Annotated in this window: 13 protein-coding genes and 1 other RNA gene; 5 read left to right on the top strand and 9 right to left on the bottom strand. The window is 63.0% G+C overall.

From position 1 onward, the window contains the following. The first annotated feature begins 13 nt into the window (after positions 1 to 13). Positions 14 to 787 carry an ABC transporter substrate-binding protein gene (locus LOY22_RS08255; protein WP_258597106.1) on the top strand — a complete coding sequence of 258 codons (774 nt, stop codon included), beginning with the start codon at positions 14 to 16 and terminating at the stop codon, positions 785 to 787. A 4-nt stretch (positions 788 to 791) separates the two neighbouring features. Here the strand turns inward: LOY22_RS08255 and LOY22_RS08250 are convergent, their stop codons facing one another. The 7 genes from LOY22_RS08250 to LOY22_RS08220 form a co-directional block, all read right to left on the bottom strand. Continuing rightward, positions 792 to 5,078 carry a dermonecrotic toxin domain-containing protein gene (locus LOY22_RS08250; RefSeq protein WP_258597104.1) on the bottom strand — a complete coding sequence of 1,429 codons (4,287 nt, stop codon included), beginning with the start codon at positions 5,076 to 5,078 and terminating at the stop codon, positions 792 to 794. Between the two features lie 362 nt (positions 5,079 to 5,440). Beyond that, positions 5,441 to 5,537, bottom strand: an RNA gene (ffs, locus tag LOY22_RS08245) — signal recognition particle sRNA small type. Between the two features lie 116 nt (positions 5,538 to 5,653). Then, entirely contained in the window at positions 5,654 to 6,826 is a 1,173-nt protein-coding gene (locus tag LOY22_RS08240; RefSeq protein WP_258597102.1) for a putative zinc-binding metallopeptidase, read from the bottom strand. 60 nt (positions 6,827 to 6,886) lie between these two features. Further along, positions 6,887 to 9,241: an NAD-dependent DNA ligase LigA gene (gene ligA, locus LOY22_RS08235; protein WP_093385466.1), complete on the bottom strand. Its 2,355-nt coding sequence runs from the start codon at positions 9,239 to 9,241 to the stop codon at positions 6,887 to 6,889. 80 nt (positions 9,242 to 9,321) lie between these two features. Then, positions 9,322 to 10,191, bottom strand: a complete 870-nt coding sequence (gene zipA / locus LOY22_RS08230) for a cell division protein ZipA (RefSeq protein ID WP_045200443.1) — start codon at positions 10,189 to 10,191, stop codon at positions 9,322 to 9,324. Between the two features lie 204 nt (positions 10,192 to 10,395). Then, positions 10,396 to 13,884 carry a chromosome segregation protein SMC gene (smc, locus tag LOY22_RS08225; protein WP_258597099.1) on the bottom strand — a complete coding sequence of 1,163 codons (3,489 nt, stop codon included), beginning with the start codon at positions 13,882 to 13,884 and terminating at the stop codon, positions 10,396 to 10,398. Between the two features lie 2 nt (positions 13,885 to 13,886). Continuing rightward, on the bottom strand, positions 13,887 to 14,546 hold the full coding sequence (locus tag LOY22_RS08220) for a GntR family transcriptional regulator (RefSeq protein WP_045200438.1): 660 nt from the start codon (positions 14,544 to 14,546) through the stop codon (positions 13,887 to 13,889). A 272-nt stretch (positions 14,547 to 14,818) separates the two neighbouring features. Between LOY22_RS08220 and xdhA the strand changes: the two genes are divergently transcribed. From xdhA to guaD, 4 genes are all read left to right on the top strand, one after another. Beyond that, positions 14,819 to 16,273 carry a xanthine dehydrogenase small subunit gene (gene xdhA, locus LOY22_RS08215; RefSeq protein WP_093385476.1) on the top strand — a complete coding sequence of 485 codons (1,455 nt, stop codon included), beginning with the start codon at positions 14,819 to 14,821 and terminating at the stop codon, positions 16,271 to 16,273. Next, positions 16,266 to 18,662, top strand: coding sequence for a xanthine dehydrogenase molybdopterin binding subunit (gene xdhB / locus LOY22_RS08210; protein ID WP_195883397.1), 2,397 nt, complete (start codon positions 16,266 to 16,268; stop codon positions 18,660 to 18,662). The genes xdhA and xdhB overlap by 8 nt, the downstream gene beginning before the upstream one ends. A 100-nt stretch (positions 18,663 to 18,762) precedes the next feature. Next, the gene (gene xdhC, locus LOY22_RS08205) at positions 18,763 to 19,608 is read left to right on the top strand and encodes a xanthine dehydrogenase accessory protein XdhC (protein ID WP_045200432.1); all 846 of its coding nucleotides are present in this window, start codon (positions 18,763 to 18,765) and stop codon (positions 19,606 to 19,608) included. A gap of 10 nt (positions 19,609 to 19,618) precedes the next feature. Further along, entirely contained in the window at positions 19,619 to 20,923 is a 1,305-nt protein-coding gene (gene guaD / locus LOY22_RS08200; RefSeq protein ID WP_045200430.1) for a guanine deaminase, read from the top strand. On the opposite strand, the gene aqpZ is transcribed toward guaD, so the two are convergent. Both aqpZ and LOY22_RS08190 read right to left on the bottom strand, forming a co-directional pair. Further along, positions 20,920 to 21,612, bottom strand: coding sequence for an aquaporin Z (aqpZ, locus tag LOY22_RS08195; RefSeq protein WP_371128685.1), 693 nt, complete (start codon positions 21,610 to 21,612; stop codon positions 20,920 to 20,922). The two genes, guaD and aqpZ, sit on opposite strands and share 4 nt — an antisense overlap. A gap of 169 nt (positions 21,613 to 21,781) precedes the next feature. Next, positions 21,782 to 22,549: a GntR family transcriptional regulator gene (locus LOY22_RS08190; protein ID WP_036994364.1), complete on the bottom strand. Its 768-nt coding sequence runs from the start codon at positions 22,547 to 22,549 to the stop codon at positions 21,782 to 21,784. Positions 22,550 to 22,738: the final 189 nt, after the last annotated feature.

Here is a 22,738-nt window from a genome sequence, read left to right as displayed (position 1 = left end):
GGGAGGATGCAGCATGTGGCGAATCGTGGGTGCACTGCTGCTGATCAGTTCTGCCAGCTTCGCGCAGCAACCGGTGCTGCGCTTTTCGGTGGCCGAGAGCTGGGCCATGCCGCTGATTCGGGTGGAGCAGGAGCAGCCGGTCGAAGGTATTTTGCATGACCTGATGCTCGCTGTTGCCCGCGAGGTCGGGCATCACCCCGAATTTCACGTCCTCCCGCGCCTGCGCCTGCAGCAAGCCATGGACAACGGCGATGTCGATGTGCGCTGTTATGTTGCCCAGTCCTGGCTGAACACTACCTCGGATGCCTATTTGTGGAGCCTGCCGCTTTTTCAGCAACGCGACTGGCTGGTCGGTCAACCCGACCAGACACCGCCGCTGACGCCCACGCAATTGGCGCCCCAGGCCATTGGCACCGTGCTCGGCTACACCTACTCGACCATCGAACCGCTGTTTGCCAGCGGCCATTTGCATCGCGAGGACAGCCGCAATCAACTGCTGGTGCTGAACAAGTTGCACGCCCGCCGTTACCACTATGCCATCAGCAACCAGCTGTCGCTTGACTGGTTCAACCGGCAACTCCCTTCTGAGCAGCAACTGCGCCCGCTGACTGTGGTCGAGGAGCAGACCCTGGCCTGCCTGGTGCGTAACGATCCGGCCTTGCCGGTACAAGGCATCCTGCAGGCCTTGCTGCGATTGAAAGCGTCCGGGGAGATTGAACGAATGATCGAGCGCTATACACACATCCGTGGACAACCGCCCCAATCAAGCTCCCCGCCGCCCTCATGACCGGTCAGCCACCGGGGGCAGCCGGTATGCCCAGCGCTTCGCGGGTCAACCGCAGCAACAGCGCGGCCTCATCCATCGCCTGTTGCAACTGCCGGCCGCGTTCAAGCTGCAAACGTTCGGCCTCGGGCAGGCTGGCCTCGCGTAACCGTTGCGCAGCGCTGAGCTGATTGAAGCGGGTATCCAGTTCAAGCCACGCCGAGGCATGCCGCTGATGCAGGTACTCGACCCAGTTCGGTTGCCTGGTCATGAAGCGCGGCAAGCGCGCCTGTACCTGCGCCCCTTGCACATGGGCCAGCGCCGCGTCGAGCTGCGCGGTTGAAAGGGCAAGATCGGTGAGGATCAGATCCCGGGCATCGCCCGGCAACGCAAGCCGCCCGTACAGCTCTTGTTGGTAAAGCAACTGCAACTCGTCTCTGCGCGCAAACAGTTCGGGCTCCAGCAGCACCTGATCGATCACAAAGCGCCGCAACTCCTCACGATTGAAGGAGGCCCGGGCGAAATCCAGCAGTTGTCGCGGCCCGTGCTCCTGCAAGGCATACAGCAAGGCGCGATGCCCTTGAACCCTGCTTTCCAGATTCTCAAACGCCAGCAACGGATGACCTATGCTCTGTTGCGGATCACCGGCAAAGCGCAACAGGTCTTCGGCCATCGGCCCTTCGACGGCGTAATGCAAGATCCCCGCGACCCGTGTGCGCATCGACTCTGACTGCTCCTGCGCTTCGACGGTCTGGGCCAAGCGCTCCAGGACTGTCATCAAATTGCCGGCCTGGGGCTCGTTGCGCAGTCGCTGCCAATACTCGACAAGCTGGCGGTTGGCAGACGCCGGAGCAGTCCAGAATTGTTGTGCGGCATCACCGCCCGGCAACCGCACAGGCGTCGGCGGCGCCTGTAGCCGACGTAGCCGTCGATACTGCTCGTCGGTCAATGCATTACCTTCCAGCTCGATCATGCGCAAAAAACTGCGTGGTTCTTCAAGGAAGTGTTCGGGCAACTGGCTGATCTGGTTGTCGCTCAGGTCGACCCACTCCAGCCTTGAGCGATCGTGCAGGCTTTCCGGCACGCGGGTGATCTCGGTATTGTTCAAGGTCAGGATACGTAGCTGGGGCAGCCTGCTCACATCGGGCGGGATGCCCAGAGGGTTGCCCTCCAGGTGGAGGCTGTCCAGATTCAAAAGATCACCTATTCTCGCGGCATCGCGGGCATCAAGCACAATCCGGTTGTTGCTCAGGCGCAGGTTTTGCAAGCTCAGGCGATTTTCGATTGCTGGCGGAATCAGGGCCAGCTCATTACCGGAAAGATCCAGATAACGAAGACGGCCAAAGTGGGCGAGAAAATCCGCCGACACGGCCGCCAGGTTCATGCCTGCCATATCCAGCTCCAGCACATGATGCAGGTCCACCGCCTGCAACTCGGGCAATTCGCCAACCATCAGGCCTCCCAGATCCAGGCGATAACCCAGGGTTCGCCCTAATGGCGTGCGTATGCTCAACGACTGGTGACGCCAGGCCTGGACCAGGCGCTCGCTGAATTGCTGGCGACCGAGCGCCTGCTCACTGTCCACTGAAGCACCTTGCCAGCGCCGCAGCCCGGATTGCAGCCCTTGCAACTCTTCGCGACGGCGCTGCAACAGCGCGCGGGCCTCGGCGGGTCGAGCACGATAGGGCTCAAGGTAAGCGGCGATCTCTTCAGCTGAATAGTCAGGGTAAAGCTCAAGGATTTCTTCTTCAATGGAACGGGGTGACACCGGGAGCCGTGCCCCGCCCCCACTCAGGGCATAGCCCAGGCGACCATCGGCAAAACGCTGAAGCGGCGTCCACCACCGCTCATGTACGCCCCCCAATACGCGTCCAACCATGGCCCGCTGTGCACCGGCCTGTACGCCAAGCTGACGGCGCAAGGCCGGCAGATCTTCTGCAACGTCCAGCCCGGCCAGTTCCCACGCCAGCTCAAGCAGGTCGCGAGGCGCAGCTTCAGGCCGTTGACCGTCGATGTACAGGTCGCCTCGGCGGATCAGGGTCGGGCCCTGCACCGCAGGACCGACCCCTTCGATACCGAGTTCCAGCGCCGCAGGCCAGCGCGGGTCCTGCATCAGCATATGCAGCAGCAGCCGGTCACAATCAGTGTTGGCCATTTGCGGCCAGAAAAACCCCTCCAGCGCATGCGCCAGCCGTGTCTCACCCAAGGCTTGCCGCGCCTGCCTGGCCAGCCGCAGGGGCACACGACGGCTGTCAGCCATGCGCAAGCGCTCAGCGCTGGTGGCACTGGCTTCGATTTCCTCGACCATGGCCGGCTCCAGGCCAGGGAAATCACGCGCCACCAGGGACGATACAGGTGGCCGCTCGGCGGCCAGGCAGTGCTCGAAAAATCGCCGCCAGTTTGCCTTGAGCCACTCCTGCACTTGCCCTTGCGGCGCCGGCTCATCCGCCGAAGAAGACATCAGTTGCAACGCGCGCATCAGCAAACTTTCATCGGCTACGGCTGCCGGGTTTTGCAACTGCTGGCTAAAACGCTGCAAGCGCCGCTGCAGCCGCGCCCGCTCGCAGGCATCCACAAGAGCCCCGCTGGGTGGACGCCGATGCAGATGCAATTGACGCAACTGTGCTTCATCGGCACCACTGACGGCGAGTACCGAAGTTACCTCCTCATCGCCGAGATCTTCAACACTGGGGCCCAGTCGACGAAACAGGTACTGACTGCCTTGCCAGCGGTGTGGACTGTCAAAGCGGCTGCGCCAGGCGCCCTTGCCATTGTGTTCCAGCACCGGCGCCCAAGCGCCACTGCGCACGGGATGGCGAATGCGCCAGCTCCCCGTCTCGGCGTCTTGCTCGACGCGATAGAAACTGTCCTCGATGCGCACAACCTGTTGTTCACCGATCTGGTAAATACCTTGCTCGGACGCCGTCCCGGCAATCGTCGAGTCCAGGTCAAGGGCATAGGGCTTCAGGTCAGGCAAGCAAAGACGTAGCGCGCCATTATCCTTTCTCACCAGGGCCAGCGCCTTGAACAGTGCCGAGTTGCGTACCAGCGTTGCCGCCGTGCCGACAACGACTGCCCCGGCCGCCAGCCCGGCCACTTCGCCAACAACATGGGTAAGGCAATTGAACGCCTCATGACGATCACCTTCAGCCCAATCATCCAGCCCGGTGAACACCTCTTTCATCAATTGGCTGGCCACCACCCCGAACAGCACCTCACCTACACCTGGCACCACAAAGGCCGCCAGACCCAGCACATCCAGGCCAATTTCCAACGCATTGTCCAGCGCGGCCTGGCGTTCGCTGGCATCCAGCGTTGCGGTGGGCACCGCGATGAAACGGGCATCATCCTGAAGCTGCTCCAGGCACTGATTGAACAAGTCCTCGAACAGCGGCTCCGGCCGCAGGATGGCATCCAGCGCCAAGGACGGACTGGACAGCACCACTCGCTGGCCATTGCGCTGTTCAAACAGCCGGTTTTGCAGCTGCGTATGAAGCGCCGGCCATTGACGACGCAATGCCAAACGCATAAAGAACTGCCGGTAGCTGTCCCGGGACAGCTTGCCGGCCAGGTCCTGCTCGAACTCATCCCAACCGGCGTACTCCTTGAGGGGTGAAAACGGGTCCTGGGGGATGTGCACCAGCAAGCGGACCCAGGACCGCTGAATCGCGGCCAGATGCCCCAGCGGCTGAAAACTGAACTCGAAAACACTGACCCCACGCAGTTCGATCCCCGCCAGCTTCAGCCGTTTGAGCCGTAGCGGCACGCCCTGCTCCCGGATCCCGGTCTTGAGTTCACTGATTTCAAGCACTTGCTTGTACATTGGCGCGCTGATTGCCCCGCGCATCAGCGCCACATGAGCATCGACCTGCAAGGCGTAACGGTCACACTCCCGGAACAGCTCACGGGTCGACTGGGGAATGCCGACAACGCCATCGGGATCGAACACCGAGTCAATGTGTTTTTGATACTGCCCACCCAGATCCAGTTCGCGGCAGAACCTGACGAAATCCAAAACACTGACGCCCTGCACTCGCCTACCGGCATGGCGAAAGGATGACATCCTGACCAGGGCGCTATCACTCTGCTGCTCAGCGGCAGTGAAATTGTGCAAGGCCGCTTGCAGCAATCCCTGCTCGCTATAGTTACGCTTCCATAGCCAATCCAGGCCAGGGGGTTGCCAGGCGCCAAGGAGCCGATTGACGCGAATCAAACGATCACCCGTGGGCTTTAGTCTCGAACCGAAGCGTCGACGCAACGCCTCGTCGAATCGCGCCTGGGCAAACACCTGAACCGACTGCAGCGGCGCCAGCAAGCGGGCCCGCGCCGCCCGACTGGCCTCGCAGGCACGCATGCTGACACTCAGCTTTGCCAACAGTGCTGGCGCAGCAGAACGCAACCAGGCAGGTAGCTGTTGGCGAAGGAATTCGAGATTGAGACTGGCGGCGGAAAAATCCGCAGGTGATGTGGCCGCTGAAGGTACTTGCTCGGGGGCTGACATGAATACTCTCCCTGTAGGTCCAAAACCACAGACACTACAGGGCTGTCGAGCAGCCACGGCACTACAGGGTTATCGCACGCGCGCGAAAAACGGCAACGTAGGTTGTTGCGCCAGCGTTTTGGAAAAATCTTAGAGAGGAGGTGATGCAGAGCGCCAACAGGCAAGATGGGTGGCGACCCCACCAGCCACACCCCGGCACACAATGTTCCCGCTGTGGCTGCTTCCTTCCGGATCTGACCAGGTTCACGGGTAATCGTTGCGGGGGGACCGATGGGGTCACCATAACGCATGCTCATCTGGCGACGAGCCGCGCCATTGTACCGGCATCAACTCAAGATACAACCACTAAATTTAAAAAAACCATCACCACTCAATGACTTGGCATTGCTTCACGGGAGCGCAGCACCCGCTTGGTCGGCTATCGGGGGCGCTGGCTGGGTGACCCGCAGGTGGATAAAGTGCAGCTTGGCAACCACCGCTTTGCCCAGCACGAACGGATAGAGATCCACCTGGCCCATGCTGCGCGACAGCTCATTGAGCATTGCTGACAGCTCGACCCAGGCATTGATGAAGGCGAGAAACTCCTTTGCCCCGGGGTCGTCCGGGCGATAGAGGTCCTCACGCGTGAACGGCGGGAAGTCCAGCTCCAGGCTGCTGGCATTCATGCCCAGTGCCAGCGCGGTGTCGAGCGCATCGGTCATGTGCAGGTAGTGTGCCCAGGTTTCAGCCCAGTCTTCCCAGGGGTGCATGGTCGCATAGGCACTGACGTGAGCAGCCGCCCAATCACTTGGCGCCCCTTGCTGATAGTGACGTTCCAGCGCCTCGCTGTAGCTTTCGCGCTCGTCACCGAACAGGTCACGAAAGCCGTCGAGCCAATGGCTGTCGGCAATCAGACGATCCCAATAGTAGTGACCGACTTCATGACGCAGGTGGCCCAGCAGGGTGCGATAGGGTTCGTGCAGTTGCACGCGCACCCGCTCGCGCCAGTCATCATCGGCCTCGCGCACGTCGAGAGTAATCAGGCCATTGGCATGGCCGGTGATGGGCGCGTTGCCCTCAAGATCGACGCCGATGAAATCAAAGGCCAGGCCCGGGCCGTCCTGCGCGCTTTTCGGCTCCACCGGCAAGCCCAGGTGCAACAGCTGCGCGGTCAGCCGGCGCTTGGCGGTTTCCAGCTTGCGCCAGCGCGGGTGATTTTCAGCAATGCCAAGGTCGGGGATGGTGCGGTTCAGGCGACAGGCCAGGCACAGGTTGTCGGGCTCATGCTCGGCCAGCAGCCAGTTGCAGGCCGCCGGGGTGTCAAGGTTGGCACAGCGACGCAGCGGCCCGGCTTCAGGCTCGCCATCGAGCAGCCAGAGCCCCTCTGCAGGGCCGGGCGACAGGCTGGCGACACGGTTACTGAGCGGCCAGTAGCCCAGTGCCGACTGGCAGGCCAGGCACTGGCTGTTGCGAAAGAACACCGACTGCCCACACCGGCATTGCCAGACCCGATCCGGACGCTGCTGCTGGCTGACGAAGGGCGCCGCGATCCTGGCGCCCAGCTGTTCGAAAAAACGGTACATGGCGATCCCTCCTGGCTGCCTGCCAAGACTAGACCATGGCGAACGCCACCAGTGCCGACTTTAGACCTCGATACCCTGCCCGGCCAGGAAGCTGACAAAAGCATCTTCATCCAGCACCTTCAGGCCCAGCTCATTGGCCTTGGCCAGCTTCGAGCCGGCGCCGGGGCCGGCGACCACGCAGTGGGTCTTGGCCGAGACCGAGCCCGCAACCTTGGCCCCCAGGCTTTCCAGCTTGTCCTTGGCCACGTCGCGGCTCATGCGCTCCAGCGAACCGGTCAGCACCCAGGTCTGGCCGGCCAGAGGCAAGCCTTCGGCGACTTTCTTCTCGCTCGACCAGTGCATGCCGAAGTCGCGCAGTTGCGCTTCGATAGCCAGGGCCAGGGCGGCATTCTCAGGCACCTGGAAGAACGCGCGCACCGCTTCAGCCGGCTTGGCCGCCAGGGCCTGGCGCAGGTCGATGCCATCGGCGGCGATGATCTTCTCCAGGCTGTCGAGCTTGGCCACCAGCTTCTCGGCACCGGTGGGCCCGACCGAGGGAATATCCAGTTTGGCAATCAGCCCGGCCAAGGTGGTACTCGCAGCGAATTCGGCGCCCAGCTCGCCTTCATCCTGCAATTGCAGGCCGCGCTCAAGCAACTGGGCGATCACTGTGCGGTTGTGTTGGTCTTCGAAAAAGCTGTGGATCTCGTGGGCGACTTCCAGGCCGATATCCGGCAGGTAGGTCAGCACTTGCGGCAACGCCGCCATGACCCGCTGCAACGAACCCAGCGAGCGCGCCAGGACCTTGGCGGTCTCCTCGCCCACGTCCGGGATGCCCAGTGCATAGATGAAACGCGCGAGGCCCGGCTGCTTGCTCGCCTCGATCGCCGCCAGCAAGTTCTTGCTCGACAGTTCGGCAAAGCCCTCGAGGTCGACAATCTGCTCGAACGTCAGCTGGTAGAGGTCGGCTGGCGAACGGATCAGGCCTTCATCCACCAGTTGCTCGACGCTCTTCTCGCCCAGGCCTTCGATGTCCATGGCCCGCCGCGATACATAGTGGATGATCGCCTGCTTGAGCTGCGCAGCGCAGGCCAGGCGGCCGACGCAACGGTACACGGCGCCCTCGCTGACGGTCTCCTTGCCCTTGCTGCGCTTGACCAGCTGGGTGCGCTCGACTTGCGAGCCGCACACCGGGCACGCGGTAGGAATGTGCACCGGACGGGCGTCTTCAGGGCGACGCTCGGTGACCACCTGCATGACCTGCGGGATCACATCGCCGGCGCGGCGGATGATCACCGTGTCGCCGATCATCAACCCCAGGCGCGCCACTTCGTCCATGTTGTGCAAGGTGGCATTGGACACCGTCACACCCGCCACCTTGACCGGCTTGAGCCGGGCCACGGGAGTTACCGCGCCAGTACGGCCGACCTGGAACTCGACATCCAGCACTTCGGTCAGCTCTTCCATGGCCGGGAACTTGTGGGCAATCGCCCAGCGTGGTTCACGGGCACGGAAGCCCAGCTCGCGCTGGGAAGCCAGGCTGTTGACCTTGAACACCACGCCGTCGATCTCGTAAGGCAGCTCGTTGCGCCGGGCGCCGATATCGCGGTAGTACTCCAGGCACTCGGCAACGCCAGCGGCATGGCGCAGCTCGCGGCTGATCGGCATGCCCCAGGCCTTGAGCTGCTCCAGGGTGCCGATATGGGTGTCGGCAATCGGCGCCGAGACCTGGCCGACGCCGTAGCAGCAGAACTCCAGCGGGCGGCTGGCGGTGATTTTCGAATCAAGCTGGCGCAGGCTGCCGGCGGCAGCGTTGCGCGGGTTGGCGAAGGTCTTGCCGCCGGCGTCGATCTGCGCCTGGTTCAAGCGCTCGAAACCGGCCTTGGACATGAACACCTCGCCGCGCACTTCCAGCACCGTCGGCCAGCCCTCACCCTGCAGCTTGAGCGGAATGTTGCGCACGGTGCGCACGTTAACGCTGATGTCTTCGCCGGTGGTGCCATCGCCACGGGTGGCGCCCTGCACCAGTTGCCCGTCGCGGTACAGCAGGCTGACCGCCAGGCCGTCGAGCTTGGGTTCGCAGCTGTAATCGACGGCGGCGCCATCACCCAGCAGGTCACCGGCCGGCAGGTCCAGGCCCTCGACCACGCGGCGGTCGAATTCGCGCAGGTCGGTTTCTTCAAAGGCGTTGCCCAGGCTGAGCATCGGCACTTCGTGACGCACTTGGCTGAACGCCGAAAGCGCCGAGCCACCGACACGCTGGGTCGGCGAGTCAGCGGTCACCAGCTCCGGGTGTTCAGCTTCCAGGGCCTTGAGTTCATTGAACAGGCGATCGTATTCGGCGTCTGGCACGCTCGGCTCATCCAGCACATAGTAGCGATAGTTGTGCTGGTCGAGCTCGGCGCGCAGTTCAAGGATTCGGAATTCGGCGGTCATGGTGTGTCGTCTCTTGCAAAGCAAAAGAGCAGCCTTGGCTGCTCTTGCGTGTTTCTTATCGCGGGGCAAGCCCGCTCCTACTAGCGCTTCTGGGTCAGCGCGCGGCGCTCGAACTCGACAATGCGCTGGCGGTAGTGCTCGATGGTCTGCGCGGTCATCACGCTGCGCTGGTCATCCTTGAGCTCGCCATTGAGTTCGTGGGCCAGCTTGCGCGCTGCCGCCACCATCACGTCGAAGGCCTGCTTGGGGTGACGCGGGCCTGGCAGGCCGAGGAAGAAGCTCACCGCGCGAGTGCTGAAGTGATCGATGTCGTCGAGGTCGAACACACCGGGCTTGACCGCGTTGGCCATCGAGAAGAGTACTTCGCCATTACCGGCCATGCTTTCGTGACGGTGGAAGATATCCATTTCACCAAAGCGCAGGCCGCTTTCAAGAATGTTCTGCAGCAATGCCGGGCCCTTGAAGCCGCCTTCATCGCGGGAAATCACACTGATCACCAGTACTTCTTCAACCGGCGGCAGGTCTTTGTCCGGCGCGGAACCGTAGCCGCTGGTTTTCGGGCTTTCATCCGGGAAGTCGTCGTCGGCATTGCCAAACAGGTCCGGCTCACGCGGTTCGGCGGCCAGGTTCAGGTCGCCCTGCTGAGGCTCGCTGCCGCGCTTGTTGCGCTTGCTCTTGCCGACCTTGGGTTCACGCTCACGCTCACGCCCGGCACTCATCGACGGCAGATCGTGTTCGTCCAGCGCTGGCTCTTTGTGGTTGTCGAGCACACGCGGCTCACCGATCACTTCAGGGGAGCTGTCATCGTCCGGCAGGTTGGAAAAGCTGCGGTCCAGACGGAATTTCAACTTGCCCTTGCCGCCGCGCATGCGGCGCCAGCCGTCGAAAAGAATACCGGCAATGACAATAATGCCGATGACGATCAGCCACTCGCGCAGACCGATTTCCATGTAATCCCGTGCCTCTGTAAAAAATGCTGAAAAATAAAGGGTTTAAACCCCTTTAAAACGTGGCGCCAACTCTATGTTCTGACAGGCGTTTTACCCACGCAAAAAAATAAGTGACATTAAGCTAGCACGACCAAAGATAACTTTACACCGTCTGTCGCAACTGACAGGGCCATTTACCGCAGGTTCACGCGTTATTGCTTCAAATCAGGCGTCGACCATGGCCATCGCCTCCTCCACATCCACCGCCACCAGCCGTGAACACCCCGGTTCATGCATGGTCACGCCCATCAGTTGATCGGCCATCTCCATGGCAATCTTGTTGTGGGTGATGTAGATGAACTGCACCGTCTGGCTCATCTCTTTCACCAGCCGGGCGTAACGCCCGACGTTGGCATCGTCCAGTGGCGCATCGACTTCATCGAGCATGCAGAACGGTGCCGGGTTCAACTTGAAAATGGCAAATACCAGGGCCAGGGCGGTCAGCGCTTTCTCACCGCCCGAGAGCAGGTGGATGGTGCTGTTCTTCTTGCCCGGTGGCCGCGCCATGATCGTCACCCCTGTATCGAGTAGATCTTCGCCCGTCAGTTCCAGGTAAGCGCTGCCGCCACCGAAAACTTTTGGGAAAAGTGCCTGTAATCCGGCATTTATCTGATCAAAGGTATCTTTGAAGCGGTTGCGGGTTTCCTTGTCGATCTTGCGAATGACGTTCTCGAGGGTGTCCAGGGCTTCGACCAGATCGGCGTCCTGGGCATCCAGGTAGCGCTTGCGTTCGGACTGCTGCTGGTACTCGTCGATGGCCGCCAGGTTGATCGCACCCAGGCGCTGGATACGCGCATCGATGCGTTCGAGCTCCTGTTCGGCTTCCTGCTCGCTGGCCTGCTCGCCCAGGGTCGCCAGCACCCCGTCGAGGTCGTAACCGTCGGCGAGCAGTTGCTCCTGCAAGGTCTTGCGCCGCACGCTCAGCCCTTGCCACTCCAGGCGGTGCTGCTCGAGCTGGCCACGCAGCAACTGCGATTGCTGTTCGGCCTGGGTGCGGCGTTTTTCGGCATCACGCAGCTCGCGGTCGGCTTCGTCCATGTGCAGGCGCGCCTGACGCATCTCGTCGTCGACGCTCATGCGTTTTTCCAGCAGCTCTTCAAGCTTGAGGCGCAGCTCTTCGAGCGGTGCCTCGCCCTCCTCCAGGTTCAGGGTCAGCTGTTCGCGTTTTTCGCTCAGGCGCTCGAACTGCAGCTCCAGCCGCTCCAGGGCCTGGCGGGTGGAATCGTGCTGGGCGCGCAGCGACCCCAGGCGCACGGCCAGCTGGTGGCCGTGGTCCTTGTGCTGGCGGGCTTCCTGGCGCACCCGGTCGAGGCGCTCGCGCAGGCTGTCGCGTTGGGCCAGCAACAGTTCGCGCTGTTCGGTGTCCTGGGCCATCAGGTCGAGGGCTTCCTGCAGCTGCAGGCGCGACTCACCGAGGTTTTCGTGCTCGATGCTGCGTTGTTCAAGCAGCTCGGCGAGCTCTTCTTCCAGACGCCGGCGGCGCAGGCTCAACTGCTCGGCGCGGGCCTTGCCGGCCGAGAGCCTGGCGTTGAGCTCGCTTTGCTGGCGCGCTTGGTCCTGGGCGCTGCGACGCAACTGCTCGCGGCGCTCTTCCAGTTCTTGCTGCTGCTCGCGCAGTTCCTGCAATCTGGTTTCCAGTAGCTCCAGCGCCGCTTCATGCTCTTGCAGTTCTTGGCCCAGGCGCTCCAGTTCCTGCCCACGGGCGAGTACGCCACCCTGGGCGTCGCTGGCGCGGCTGACACGCAAAAAGTGCCGGCCAACCCAGTAGCCGTCACGGCTGATCAGGCTTTGCCCGTCTGCCAGCTGAGCGCGCAAGGCCAGGGCCTGATCGAGGCTCTCCACCGGTTTGACCTGGCCGAGCCAGGGCGCCAGATCGATGCGCCCCTCGACCTTGTCGAGCAGGCTGCCGGGAATACGCACGCCTTCGCCGCGGCTGGCGAGCAGGCGCAACTCGCCCTGATCGAAGGCACTGAGGTCCAGGCCATTGAAGTCTTCGACCACTACCGCCTGCAGGTCGGCGCCGAGCACGGTTTCCACCGCCAGCTCCCAACCCGGCTCGACGCGCAGGCCTTCAGCCAGGCGCGGACGCTGCTCCAGGCCCTGCTCGCGCAGCCATTGCGCGGTGCCGGTGCCGGGGTCGAGCGCCGCCTGCTGCAAGGCTTCGAGCGAAGCCAGGCGGCCGCCCAGGCGCTGCAATTCGCCCTGGGCTTGCTGCTGGGCCTGCACCGCCTGCTGCAGTTGTTCGCGCAGGGTTTCTAGCTGCTCGACGACCTGCAGCTCTTCTAGCTGTAGTTCTTCGAGCAGCAATTCACTGCTGGCCACCTGCTCGCCCAGCTCGAGGATTGCCGCGTCTTCCGGGTCGGCGCTGAGCTGGTCGCGCTCTTCGCCAAGCTTGCGCTGGCGCTCGGCCAAGCGCTCGAGGCTGGTTTCCAGCTGCTGGATACGCGCCTGCTGCACTTCGGCCTGGCGCCGCGGTTCGGCCGAGCGGGTGTTGAAGCTGTCCCACTGCTCCTGCCAGCCGTGCATGGTGGTTTCGGCGTCTTCCAGGGTGGCGGCGGCGTCTTCGGCGGCGGCCAGGGTCAGCTCCTGCTCGGGTTCGAGCATCTGCAGCTCTTCGCCCAGGGTGGCGAGCATCGTGCGGTCGTGGCCCAGGTGCGACTCGGTTTCGAGGCGCGCGCGCTCGGCTTCCTTGAAGTCATCCTGCAACTGGCGCAAGCGCTGCTGGCCGTGCTGGATGCTCTGCTCGACCCGGGCGATATCGCCGCCAACCGAATAGAAACGCCCCTGCACCAGGTTGAAACGCTCGGACAGCTCGTGATGGCCATCACGCAGGCGCTCGATGCTGGCATCGGCATTGCGCTGCTCGGCCACCAGCGCTTCGAAGGCCACTTCCTGATCGCCAATCACCGCTTCGCGCTGGCCGACCTGATCGTTCAGGGCCTGCCAGCGCAGGGCTGCCAGTTGCGCCTTGAGCTGGCGTTCCTCGGCCTTGTATTCCTTGTACTTCTCGGCCGCCTGGGCCTGGCGATGCAGACGTTCGAGCTGGCGCTCGAGCTCTTCGCGCAGGTCGGTCAGGCGTTCGAGGTTCTCGTGGGTACGGCGGATGCGGTTCTCGGTCTCGCGCCGGCGCTCCTTGTACTTGGAGATGCCCGCCGCTTCTTCGATGAAATTGCGCAGGTCCTCGGGCTTGGCTTCGATCAGCTTGGAGATCATCCCCTGCTCGATGATCGAATAGCTGCGCGGGCCCAGGCCGGTGCCGAGGAAGATATCGGTAATGTCCCGGCGCCGGCATTTAGCGCCGTTAAGGTAGTAGGTGTTCTGCCCGTCGCGGGTCACCTTGCGGCGAATGGAGATTTCCGCATACGCCGCGTACTCACCGACCAGGGTACTGTCGGAGTTGTCGAAGACCAGTTCGATACTGGCCTGGCTCACTGGCTTGCGGCTGGTCGAGCCATTGAAGATGACGTCGGTCATCGACTCGCCACGCAGGTTTTTCGCCGAGCTTTCGCCCATCACCCAGCGCACCGCGTCGATGATGTTGGACTTGCCGCAGCCATTGGGCCCGACCACCGCTGCCATGTTGCTGGGGAAGTTGACCGTGGTCGGGTCGACGAACGACTTGAACCCGGCCAGGCGAATGCACTTTAAGCGCATGCTCAGGCAGTCGCCAGCGCCGCCAGCACCAGCTCGCAGCTGCGCTGGCAGTACTCGGCCAATACCGTGCGGATACGCACCTGGTCTCGGGCCACCACGGCTTCGAGCAGGTTGGCGAACAACACCAGGAAGTCGTTCATGTTGGCCTTGCGCTGGTCCAGCGCCAGATAATAGGTACGACTCATGGCCGGCTGCAGGTTCTCGACGGTTTCCTGCAGGTACGGATTGTTGGCAAACGGATAGGCGGCGCGCATCACCGCGAAGCTTTCATCGACGAAGGCGCGGATGTCCTGGCGCTCGAACGCGCCGGTCAGGCGCTGCTGGATCTTGAGGAACGGATGCAAATCGCCATCGTTGCGCCAGTTAAGGGCCACGGCGTTGCCGAGCAGGTTGTACAGCTCGCCCATCAGCGTGCACAGGCTGCGCACATTGTGCTCATTGAGCTCGGTCACATGGGCGCCACGGCGCGGCAGGATGGTCACCAGGTGGCGGCGTTCGAGGATCAACAGCGCCTCGCGCACCGAGCCACGGCTGACATTCAATGCCTGGGTGACCTTCTGCTCCTGGATCCGCTCGGCGGGCTTGAGCTCGCCGCGGATGATCCGCTCGGCCAGATAATGGGCAATTTGCTCGGAGAGGCTGTCCGGCGCCTTGAACGTCATGGTTTTCCTTCAAAATCATTGAACTGTGCACAAGCGCCGAATTGTAGCGCACTTGCCCCCGCGCCGCGCAGTGGCCATGCAGCAGAAGTTGGCACGATTGGCGCAAAAGATTCGGATCACGCAGGGCCAACTATGCTCATAACAGAGCACCTGTGAAAGGGCGGAAGCGCCACGAGAAATTTCCTGACCCAAAGGTCAGAAAATTGTTGACCTGAAAATCAAGTCTGCTTACAGTCCGCTCAACAACAATAAGTCGCTTGTGAGGCCTTCCCGTGATCCAGTTTCTACTTAACCAGGAGCTGCGCAGTGAGCATGCCCTGGACCCCAACCTGACCGTGCTCGAGTACCTTCGTGAACACCTGGGCAAGTCCGGTACCAAGGAAGGCTGCGCCAGCGGCGACTGTGGCGCCTGCACCGTGGTGGTCGGCGAGCTGGCCGAGGGCGAGGACGGCGGCGAGCACATTCGCTACCGCAGCCTCAACTCGTGCCTGACTTTTGTCTCCTCGCTGCACGGCAAACAGCTGATCAGCGTCGAAGGGCTCAAGCACCAGGGCAAGCTGCACAGCGTGCAACAGGCCATGGCCGATTGCCACGGCTCGCAATGCGGCTTCTGTACTCCGGGCTTTGTCATGTCGTTGTTCGCCCTGCAAAAGAACAGCGACGCACCCGATCTGCACAAGGCCCAGGAAGCCCTGGCCGGCAACCTCTGCCGCTGCACCGGCTACCGGCCGATCCTCGCCGCCGCCGAGCAGTCGTGCTGCCAGGCCCAGCCGGATCAGTTCGACAGCGGCCAAGCGCAGACCATCGCCCGCCTCAAAGCCATCGCCCCAAGCGAAACCGGCGAGCTCAACAGCGGCGACAAGCGCTGCTTGGTGCCGCTGACCGTGGCCGACCTGGCCGAGCTGTACGGTTCGCACCCCGAAGCCCGCTTGCTGGCCGGCGGCACCGACCTGGCGCTGGAAGTCACCCAGTTCCACAAGACCCTGCCGGTGATGATCTATGTCGGCAACGTCGCCGAACTCAAGCGCATCGACACTCAAGCCGAACACCTGGAAATCGGCGCGGCCACGCCATTGACCGACTGCTACGACGCCCTGAGCCGCGAATACCCGGATTTTGGCGAACTGCTGCACCGCTTCGCCTCGCTGCAGATCCGCAACCAAGGCACCCTGGGCGGCAACATCGGCAACGCCTCGCCGATCGGCGACTCGCCGCCCCTGCTGATTGCCCTGGATGCGCAGATCGTCCTGCGCAAAGGTGACAACACCCGCACCCTGGCCCTGGAAGACTACTTCATCGACTACCGGATCACCGCGCGTCAGGAAAGCGAGTTCATCGAGAAGATCATCGTGCCACGGGCCCGCGCCGACTGGGCGTTCCGCGCCTACAAGGTGTCCAAGCGCCTGGACGATGACATCTCGGCAGTCTGCGCGGCATTCAACCTGCGTATCGAGAACGGTGTTGTCGGCGCAGCGCGCATCGCCTTCGGCGGCATGGCGGCGATTCCCAAGCGCGCCCGCGCCTGCGAAGCGGCGCTGGTCGGCAAGGCCTGGAACCAGGCCAGCGTCGAGCGCGCCTGCCAGGCCCTGGCCGAAGACTTCACCCCGCTCTCGGATTTCCGGGCGAGCAAGGAATACCGCCTGCTCAGCGCGCAGAACCTGCTGCGCAAGTACTTCATCGAACTGCAAACGCCGCACATCGAAACTCGGGTGACCGCTTATGTCTAACCATCACGTCGCCAAAAGCCAGGCCGAAATGGCAGAACTGTTCAGCCAGGACCTGACCACCGGGGTCGGCCGCAGCCTCAAGCACGACAGTGCCGACAAACATGTGTCGGGCGAAGCGGTGTACATCGATGACCGTCTGGAGTTTCCCAACCAGTTGCATGTGTATGCGCGCCTGTCCGACCGCGCCCACGCCCGGGTGCTGAGCATCGACACCAGCCCCTGCTACGCCTTCGAGGGCGTGCGCATCGCCATCACCCATGAAGATGTGCCGGGCCTCAAGGACATCGGCCCGCTGCTGCCCGGCGACCCGCTGCTGGCGATCGACACCGTCGAGTTCGTCGGCCAGCCAGTGGTTGCCGTCGCTGCCCGTGACCTGGATACCGCGCGCCGCGCGGCGATGGCCGCGATCATCGAGTACGAAGACCTGGAGCCGGTGCTGGATGTGGTCGAGGCACTGCGCAAGAAGCACTTCGTGCTCGACAGCCACACCCACCAGCGCGGCGATTCGGTCAGCGCCCTGGCCAGCGCCCCGCACCGCCTGCAGGGCAGCCTGCACATCGGCGGCCAGGAGCACTTCTACCTGGAAACCCAGATCTCCTCGGTAATGCCTACCGAAGACGGCGGGATGATCGTCTACTGCTCGACCCAGAACCCCACCGAAGTGCAGAAGCTGGTGGCCGAAGTGCTCGACGTGCCGATGAACAACATCGTCGTCGACATGCGCCGCATGGGCGGCGGTTTCGGCGGCAAGGAAACCCAGGCGGCAAGCCCCGCCTGCCTGTGCGCGGTCATTGCCCACCTCACCGGCCAGCCGACCAAGATGCGCCTGCCGCGGGTCGAGGACATGCTGATGACCGGCAAACGCCACCCGTTCTATATCGAGTACGACGTCGGCTTCGATGACAACGGCCGCCTGCATGGCATCAATTTCGACCTGGCCGGCAACTGCGGTTGCTCGCCGGACCTCTCGGCCTCTATCGTCGACCGTGCGATGTTCCACGCCGACAACGCCTATTACCTCGGCGATGCCACCATCCACGGCCACCGTTGCAAGACCAACACCGCCTCCAACACTGCCTACCGTGGCTTCGGCGGCCCGCAAGGCATGGTCGCCATCGAGGAGGTGATGGACCATATCGCCCGCCACCTGGCCCTCGACCCGCTGGCGGTGCGCAAGGCCAACTACTACGGAAAGACCGAGCGCAACGTCACCCACTACTACCAGACCGTCGAGCACAACATGCTCGAAGAGATCACTGCCGAGCTCGAAGCCAGCAGTGACTACGCCGAGCGCCGCGAATCGATCCGCCGCTTCAACGCCAACAGCCCGATCCTGAAAAAAGGCCTGGCGCTGACCCCGGTAAAATTCGGCATCTCGTTCACCGCCAGCTTCCTCAACCAGGCCGGCGCCCTGGTGCATATTTACACCGATGGCAGCATTCACCTGAACCACGGTGGCACCGAGATGGGCCAGGGCCTGAACACCAAGGTCGCGCAGGTGGTAGCCGAAGTGTTCCAGGTGGATTTCCAGCGTATCCAGATCACCGCGACCAACACCGACAAGGTGCCCAACACCTCGCCGACCGCGGCTTCCAGCGGCGCCGACTTGAACGGCAAGGCGGCGCAGAATGCCGCCGAGATCCTCAAGCAGCGCCTGACCGAATTTGCCGCACGCCAGTACAAGGTCAGTGAAGAGGACGTCGAATTCCGTAACGGCCATGTGCGCGTGCGCGATGAAATCCTCAGTTTCGAAGCGCTGGTACAACAGGCCTATTTCGCCCAGGTGTCGCTGTCGAGCACCGGTTTCTACAAGACCCCGAAGATCTATTACGACCGCAGCCAGGCCCGCGGCCGGCCGTTCTACTACTTCGCCTTCGGCGCAGCCTGCGCCGAGGTGATCGTCGACACCCTGACCGGCGAGTACAAGATGCTGCGCACCGACATCCTGCACGACGTCGGCGCCTCGCTGAACCCGGCCATCGACATCGGCCAGGTCGAGGGTGGTTTCATCCAGGGCATGGGCTGGCTGACCACCGAAGAGCTGGTGTGGAACGCCAAGGGCAAGCTGATGACCAACGGCCCGGCCAGCTACAAGATCCCGGCGGTAGCGGATATGCCGGTGGATTTGCGGGTGAAACTGGTGGAAAACCGCAAGAACCCGGAAGACACGGTGTTCCATTCCAAGGCCGTGGGCGAGCCGCCGTTCATGCTCGGCATTGCCGCCTGGTGCGCGATCAAGGACGCCGTGGCCAGCCTTGGCGACTACCGCGTGCATCCGCTGATCGATGCGCCAGCGACGCCGGAGCGGGTGCTCTGGGGCTGCGAGCAGATGCGCAAGGCGCTGGCGGCGCAGCAGCCTGCTGCCGAGGTTGAGACAGTCGCTCCGTAGGGCGCCAATCGCGGGTCAAGCCCGCTCCCACAGTGGACTACTGTGGGAGCGGGCTTGACCCGCGATGAGGCCAGAACAGGCACCACATAGGTAACTGAACATGCACACCTGGATCAACGCCCTGTCCGACCTGCAGTCCCGCGGCGAGCCCTGCGTACTGGTGACCATCATCGAAGAGCGCGGCTCGACGCCGCGCAACGCCGGCTCGAAGATGGTCGTCAGCGCCGAGCAGTTGTTTGACACCATCGGCGGTGGCCACCTGGAATACAAGGCCATGCATATCGCCCGGCAAATGCTCGCCGAGCGCCGCGAAGCGCCGCACCTGGAGCGCTTCAGCCTCGGCGCCAGCCTCGGCCAGTGCTGCGGCGGTGCCACCGTGCTGCTGTTTGAGCCGATGGGCCAGGTTCAGGCGCAGATTGCCGTCTTCGGCGCAGGCCATGTCGGCCGCGCTCTGGTACCCTTGCTCGCCGCCCTGCCCTGCAAGGTGCGCTGGATCGATTCGCGCGAGCAGGAATTCCCCGAGAGCATTCCCGCCGGGGTCAGCAAGATCGTCAGTGAAGAGCCGGTGGATGAAGTCGATGAGCTGCCCGCTGGCAGCTACTGCATCGTCATGACCCATAACCATCAACTGGATCTGGAACTGACCGCGGCGATCCTCAAGCGCAATGATTTCACCTGGTTCGGCCTGATCGGCTCGAAGACCAAACGCGTCAAGTTCGAGCATCGCCTGCGCGAGCGCGGCTTTGCCGAGGAGCGCCTGCAGCGCATGCGTTGCCCGATGGGCATCGCCGAGGTCAAGGGCAAGCTGCCGATCGAGATTGCCGTGTCGATTGCCGCAGAAATCATTGCCACCTACAACGCAAGCTTTGGCCAGCACAACAACGCTGCCAACGCCGGCCCCATTGCCCAATTGCTGCCGCCATCACGGCGCAGCCAAGCCATATGACGAGAGCCCTATGAGCGCAACCCGCAAAGCCTACCGTGCCGCCATCCTGCACAGCATCGCCGACCCTGCTGAAGTAGGCGTCGAAGCCTCCTATCAGTATTTCGAAGACGGCCTGCTGGTGATCGACAACGGCAAGATCAGCGCTGTCGGTCATGCCCGCGACCTGCTGCCGAGCCTGGCCGCCGACATCGAGGTCGAGCACCATCAGGACGCCTTGATCACCCCGGGCTTTATCGACACCCATATCCATTTCCCGCAGACCGGCATGATCGGTTCCTACGGCGAGCAGCTGCTGGACTGGCTCAACACCTACACCTTCCCCTGCGAAAAGCAGTTCGCCGACAAGGCGCATGCCGACAAAGTCGCGAAAATCTTCGTCGAGGAATTGCTGCGCAACGGCACCACCACCGCCCTGGTGTTCGGCAGCGTGCACCCGGAATCGGTCAATGCCTTCTTCGAAGAAGCCGAGCGCCTGGACCTGCGGATGATCGCCGGCAAGGTGATGATGGACCGCAACGCCCCGGACTACCTGACCGACACCGCCGAATCCGGTTATGTAGAAAGCAAGGCGCTGATCGAGCGCTGGCATGGCAAGGGCCGCCTGCACTACGCAGTGACCCCGCGTTTTGCGCCGACCAGCACTCCGGAGCAACTGGCCCTGGCCGGCCAGCTGCTGGGCGAATACCCCGACCTGTACATGCACACCCACCTGAGCGAGAACCTCAAGGAGATCGACTGGGTCAAGGCGCTGTTCCCGGAGCGCAAGGGCTACCTCGACGTCTACGATCACTACAAGCTGCTCGGCCAGCGCTCGGTGTTCGCCCACGGCGTACACCTGTGCGACGACGAATGTCAGCGCCTGGCCGAAACCGGCTCGGCCGTGGCCTTCTGCCCGACTTCCAACCTGTTCCTCGGCAGCGGCCTGTTCAACCTGCCGCAGGCCGAGAAGTTCAAGGTCAAGGTCGGCCTGGGCACCGACGTCGGCGCCGGCACCAGCTTCTCGCTGCTCAATACCCTGAACGAAGCCTACAAGGTCATGCAGTTGCAGGGCGCGCGCCTGAGCCCGTTCAAGTCACTGTACCTGGCAACCCTGGGCGGCGCCCGGGCGCTGAGCCTGGATGACCGTATCGGCAGCCTGCAGCCGGGCAACGATGCTGACTTCGTGGTCCTCGACTACAAGGCCACGGCGTTGATGGACTACCGCATCCAGCAGTCGAACAGCATCGACGAGACGCTGTTCGTGCTGATGACCCTGGGCGATGACCGCACCGTCAAGCAGACCTTCGCTGCCGGGCGCTGCGTGCATCAGCGCTAAGGCTCGCGGAACAGCCCCTTGTACAGCGCGCCGCCGATCACCGCCCCGATCAGCGGCGCCACCCAGAACAGCCACAGCTGCTGCAACGCCCAGCCACCGACGAAAATCGCCGGGCCGGTGCTGCGCGCCGGGTTCACCGAGGTATTGGTGACCGGTATCGAGATCAGGTGGATCAAGGTCAGCGCAAGGCCGATGGCAATCGGCGCAAAGCCTGCCGGGGCACGGCTGTCGGTGGCGCCCATGATGATCAGGATGAACATCGCGGTCATCACCACTTCACTGGCAAAGCCTGCCGCCAATGAGTAGCCGCCGGGGGAATGCTCGGCATAGCCGTTGGACGCCAGCCCCGCCGACAACTCGAAACCGGCCTTGCCGCTGGCAATGAAGTAGATCACCGCCGCACCGAGAATTGCCCCGACCACCTGGGCGATGACGTAGGGCAGCAGGTCTTTGAGTGGAAACCGCCCACCCACCACCAGCCCGACCGACACTGCGGGGTTGAGGTGGCATCCGGAAATATGGCCAATGGCGAAAGCCATGGTCAGCACGGTCAGGCCGAAGGCCATGGCCACTCCGACCAGGCCGATACCAATGGGGAACGAGGCGGCGATCACCGCACTGCCGCAGCCACCCACCACCAGCCAGAACGTCCCGATCAGTTCAGCACCCATGCGTTTGCTCAGGGGCATCGACATATACCAGTCCTCAAGTAGTTGAAGTTCTACGCAAAGCGCGCAAGCCCAACTGCTTGATGAAGGTTTGCGGTGGATCAGGTGAGAATCTAGCAGAGGCTGGATAACCTGCCAGTGGCCTGAAACGCATCGCGGGGCAAGCCCCGCGATTTGATGTTACTGGCCTTCAACCCTTGAGCGGTGCAACCCCACCCCGCTTCTTGGTTTGCAGCAGGTGCGAGAACACCGCGTGCAGGTCATCCGAAGCGCTGTCTTCGTCGAGGTTGAGCTTGCTGTCGATGTGGTCCATGTGGTGCATCATCAGGCTCACCGCCTGGTTGACATCACGGGCCTCGATGGCGTCGATCAGCTGCATGTGCTCGTCGTAGGAGCAGTGCGAGCGGTTGCCGCTTTCGTACTGGGCGATGATCAGCGAGGTTTGCGACACCAGGCTGCGCTGGAAGCTGATCAACGGGGCGTTGCCCGCCGCTTCCGCCAGTTTCAGGTGGAACTCGCCAGACAGGCGAATGCCGGCACCGCGATCGCCACGGGAGAAGCTGTCGCGCTCTTCGCGGACCATCTGGCGCAGTTCGTTGAGTTGCTCGGCGGTGGCGTGCTCGACCGCAAGCTCGGTGATCGCGCGCTCTACCATGCGCCGCGAGAAGAACACCTGGCGGGCCTCTTCGACCGTCGGGCTGGCCACTACCGCGCCGCGGTTGGGCCGCAGCAGCACCACGCTTTCGTGGGCCAGGCGCGACAGCGCGCGACGGATGATGGTGCGGCTGACGCCGAAGATCTCGCCCAGGGCTTCCTCGCTCAACTTGGTACCCGGCGCCAGACGCTGCTCGAGGATGGCCTCGAAAATGTGCGCGTAGACGATATCGTCCTGGGTTCCGCTACGACCGGCCTTGCCGGTACGCACTGGTTTCTTGAGAGGTTGCAGCTGTTCGTTCATGGGCACTCGAGCACGGAGATCCGCCAGTCGGACCCTGACTGTAATACCAGCCAGAGGGGCGATGGCAAGTCCTGGTAAGAAAATTAAACGATTAAGGTATTGGCACATTGTACACAGCCGCAGGGATTTCTGCAGGTGCCGATGGCCTTTATAGCTACGCCTGCAAATTATCTGGCCACAACAACGAAA

Source organism: Pseudomonas sp. B21-035, assembly GCF_024748945.1.
GTDB lineage: Bacteria > Pseudomonadota > Gammaproteobacteria > Pseudomonadales > Pseudomonadaceae > Aquipseudomonas.
This window is presented reverse-complemented; position numbering and strand designations above follow the sequence as displayed.

Coding starts and splice junctions, on each gene's coding strand:
- LOY22_RS08255 (WP_258597106.1), top strand. CDS start 14: ATGTGGCGAATCGTGGGTGCACTGCTGCTGATCAGTTCTGCCAGCTTC.
- LOY22_RS08240 (WP_258597102.1), bottom strand. CDS start 6,826: ATGTACCGTTTTTTCGAACAGCTGGGCGCCAGGATCGCGGCGCCCTTC.
- ligA (WP_093385466.1), bottom strand. CDS start 9,241: ATGACCGCCGAATTCCGAATCCTTGAACTGCGCGCCGAGCTCGACCAG.
- zipA (WP_045200443.1), bottom strand. CDS start 10,191: ATGGAAATCGGTCTGCGCGAGTGGCTGATCGTCATCGGCATTATTGTC.
- smc (WP_258597099.1), bottom strand. CDS start 13,884: ATGCGCTTAAAGTGCATTCGCCTGGCCGGGTTCAAGTCGTTCGTCGAC.
- LOY22_RS08220 (WP_045200438.1), bottom strand. CDS start 14,546: ATGACGTTCAAGGCGCCGGACAGCCTCTCCGAGCAAATTGCCCATTAT.
- xdhB (WP_195883397.1), top strand. CDS start 16,266: ATGTCTAACCATCACGTCGCCAAAAGCCAGGCCGAAATGGCAGAACTG.
- xdhC (WP_045200432.1), top strand. CDS start 18,763: ATGCACACCTGGATCAACGCCCTGTCCGACCTGCAGTCCCGCGGCGAG.
- guaD (WP_045200430.1), top strand. CDS start 19,619: ATGAGCGCAACCCGCAAAGCCTACCGTGCCGCCATCCTGCACAGCATC.
- aqpZ (WP_371128685.1), bottom strand. CDS start 21,612: ATGCCCCTGAGCAAACGCATGGGTGCTGAACTGATCGGGACGTTCTGG.
- LOY22_RS08190 (WP_036994364.1), bottom strand. CDS start 22,549: ATGAACGAACAGCTGCAACCTCTCAAGAAACCAGTGCGTACCGGCAAG.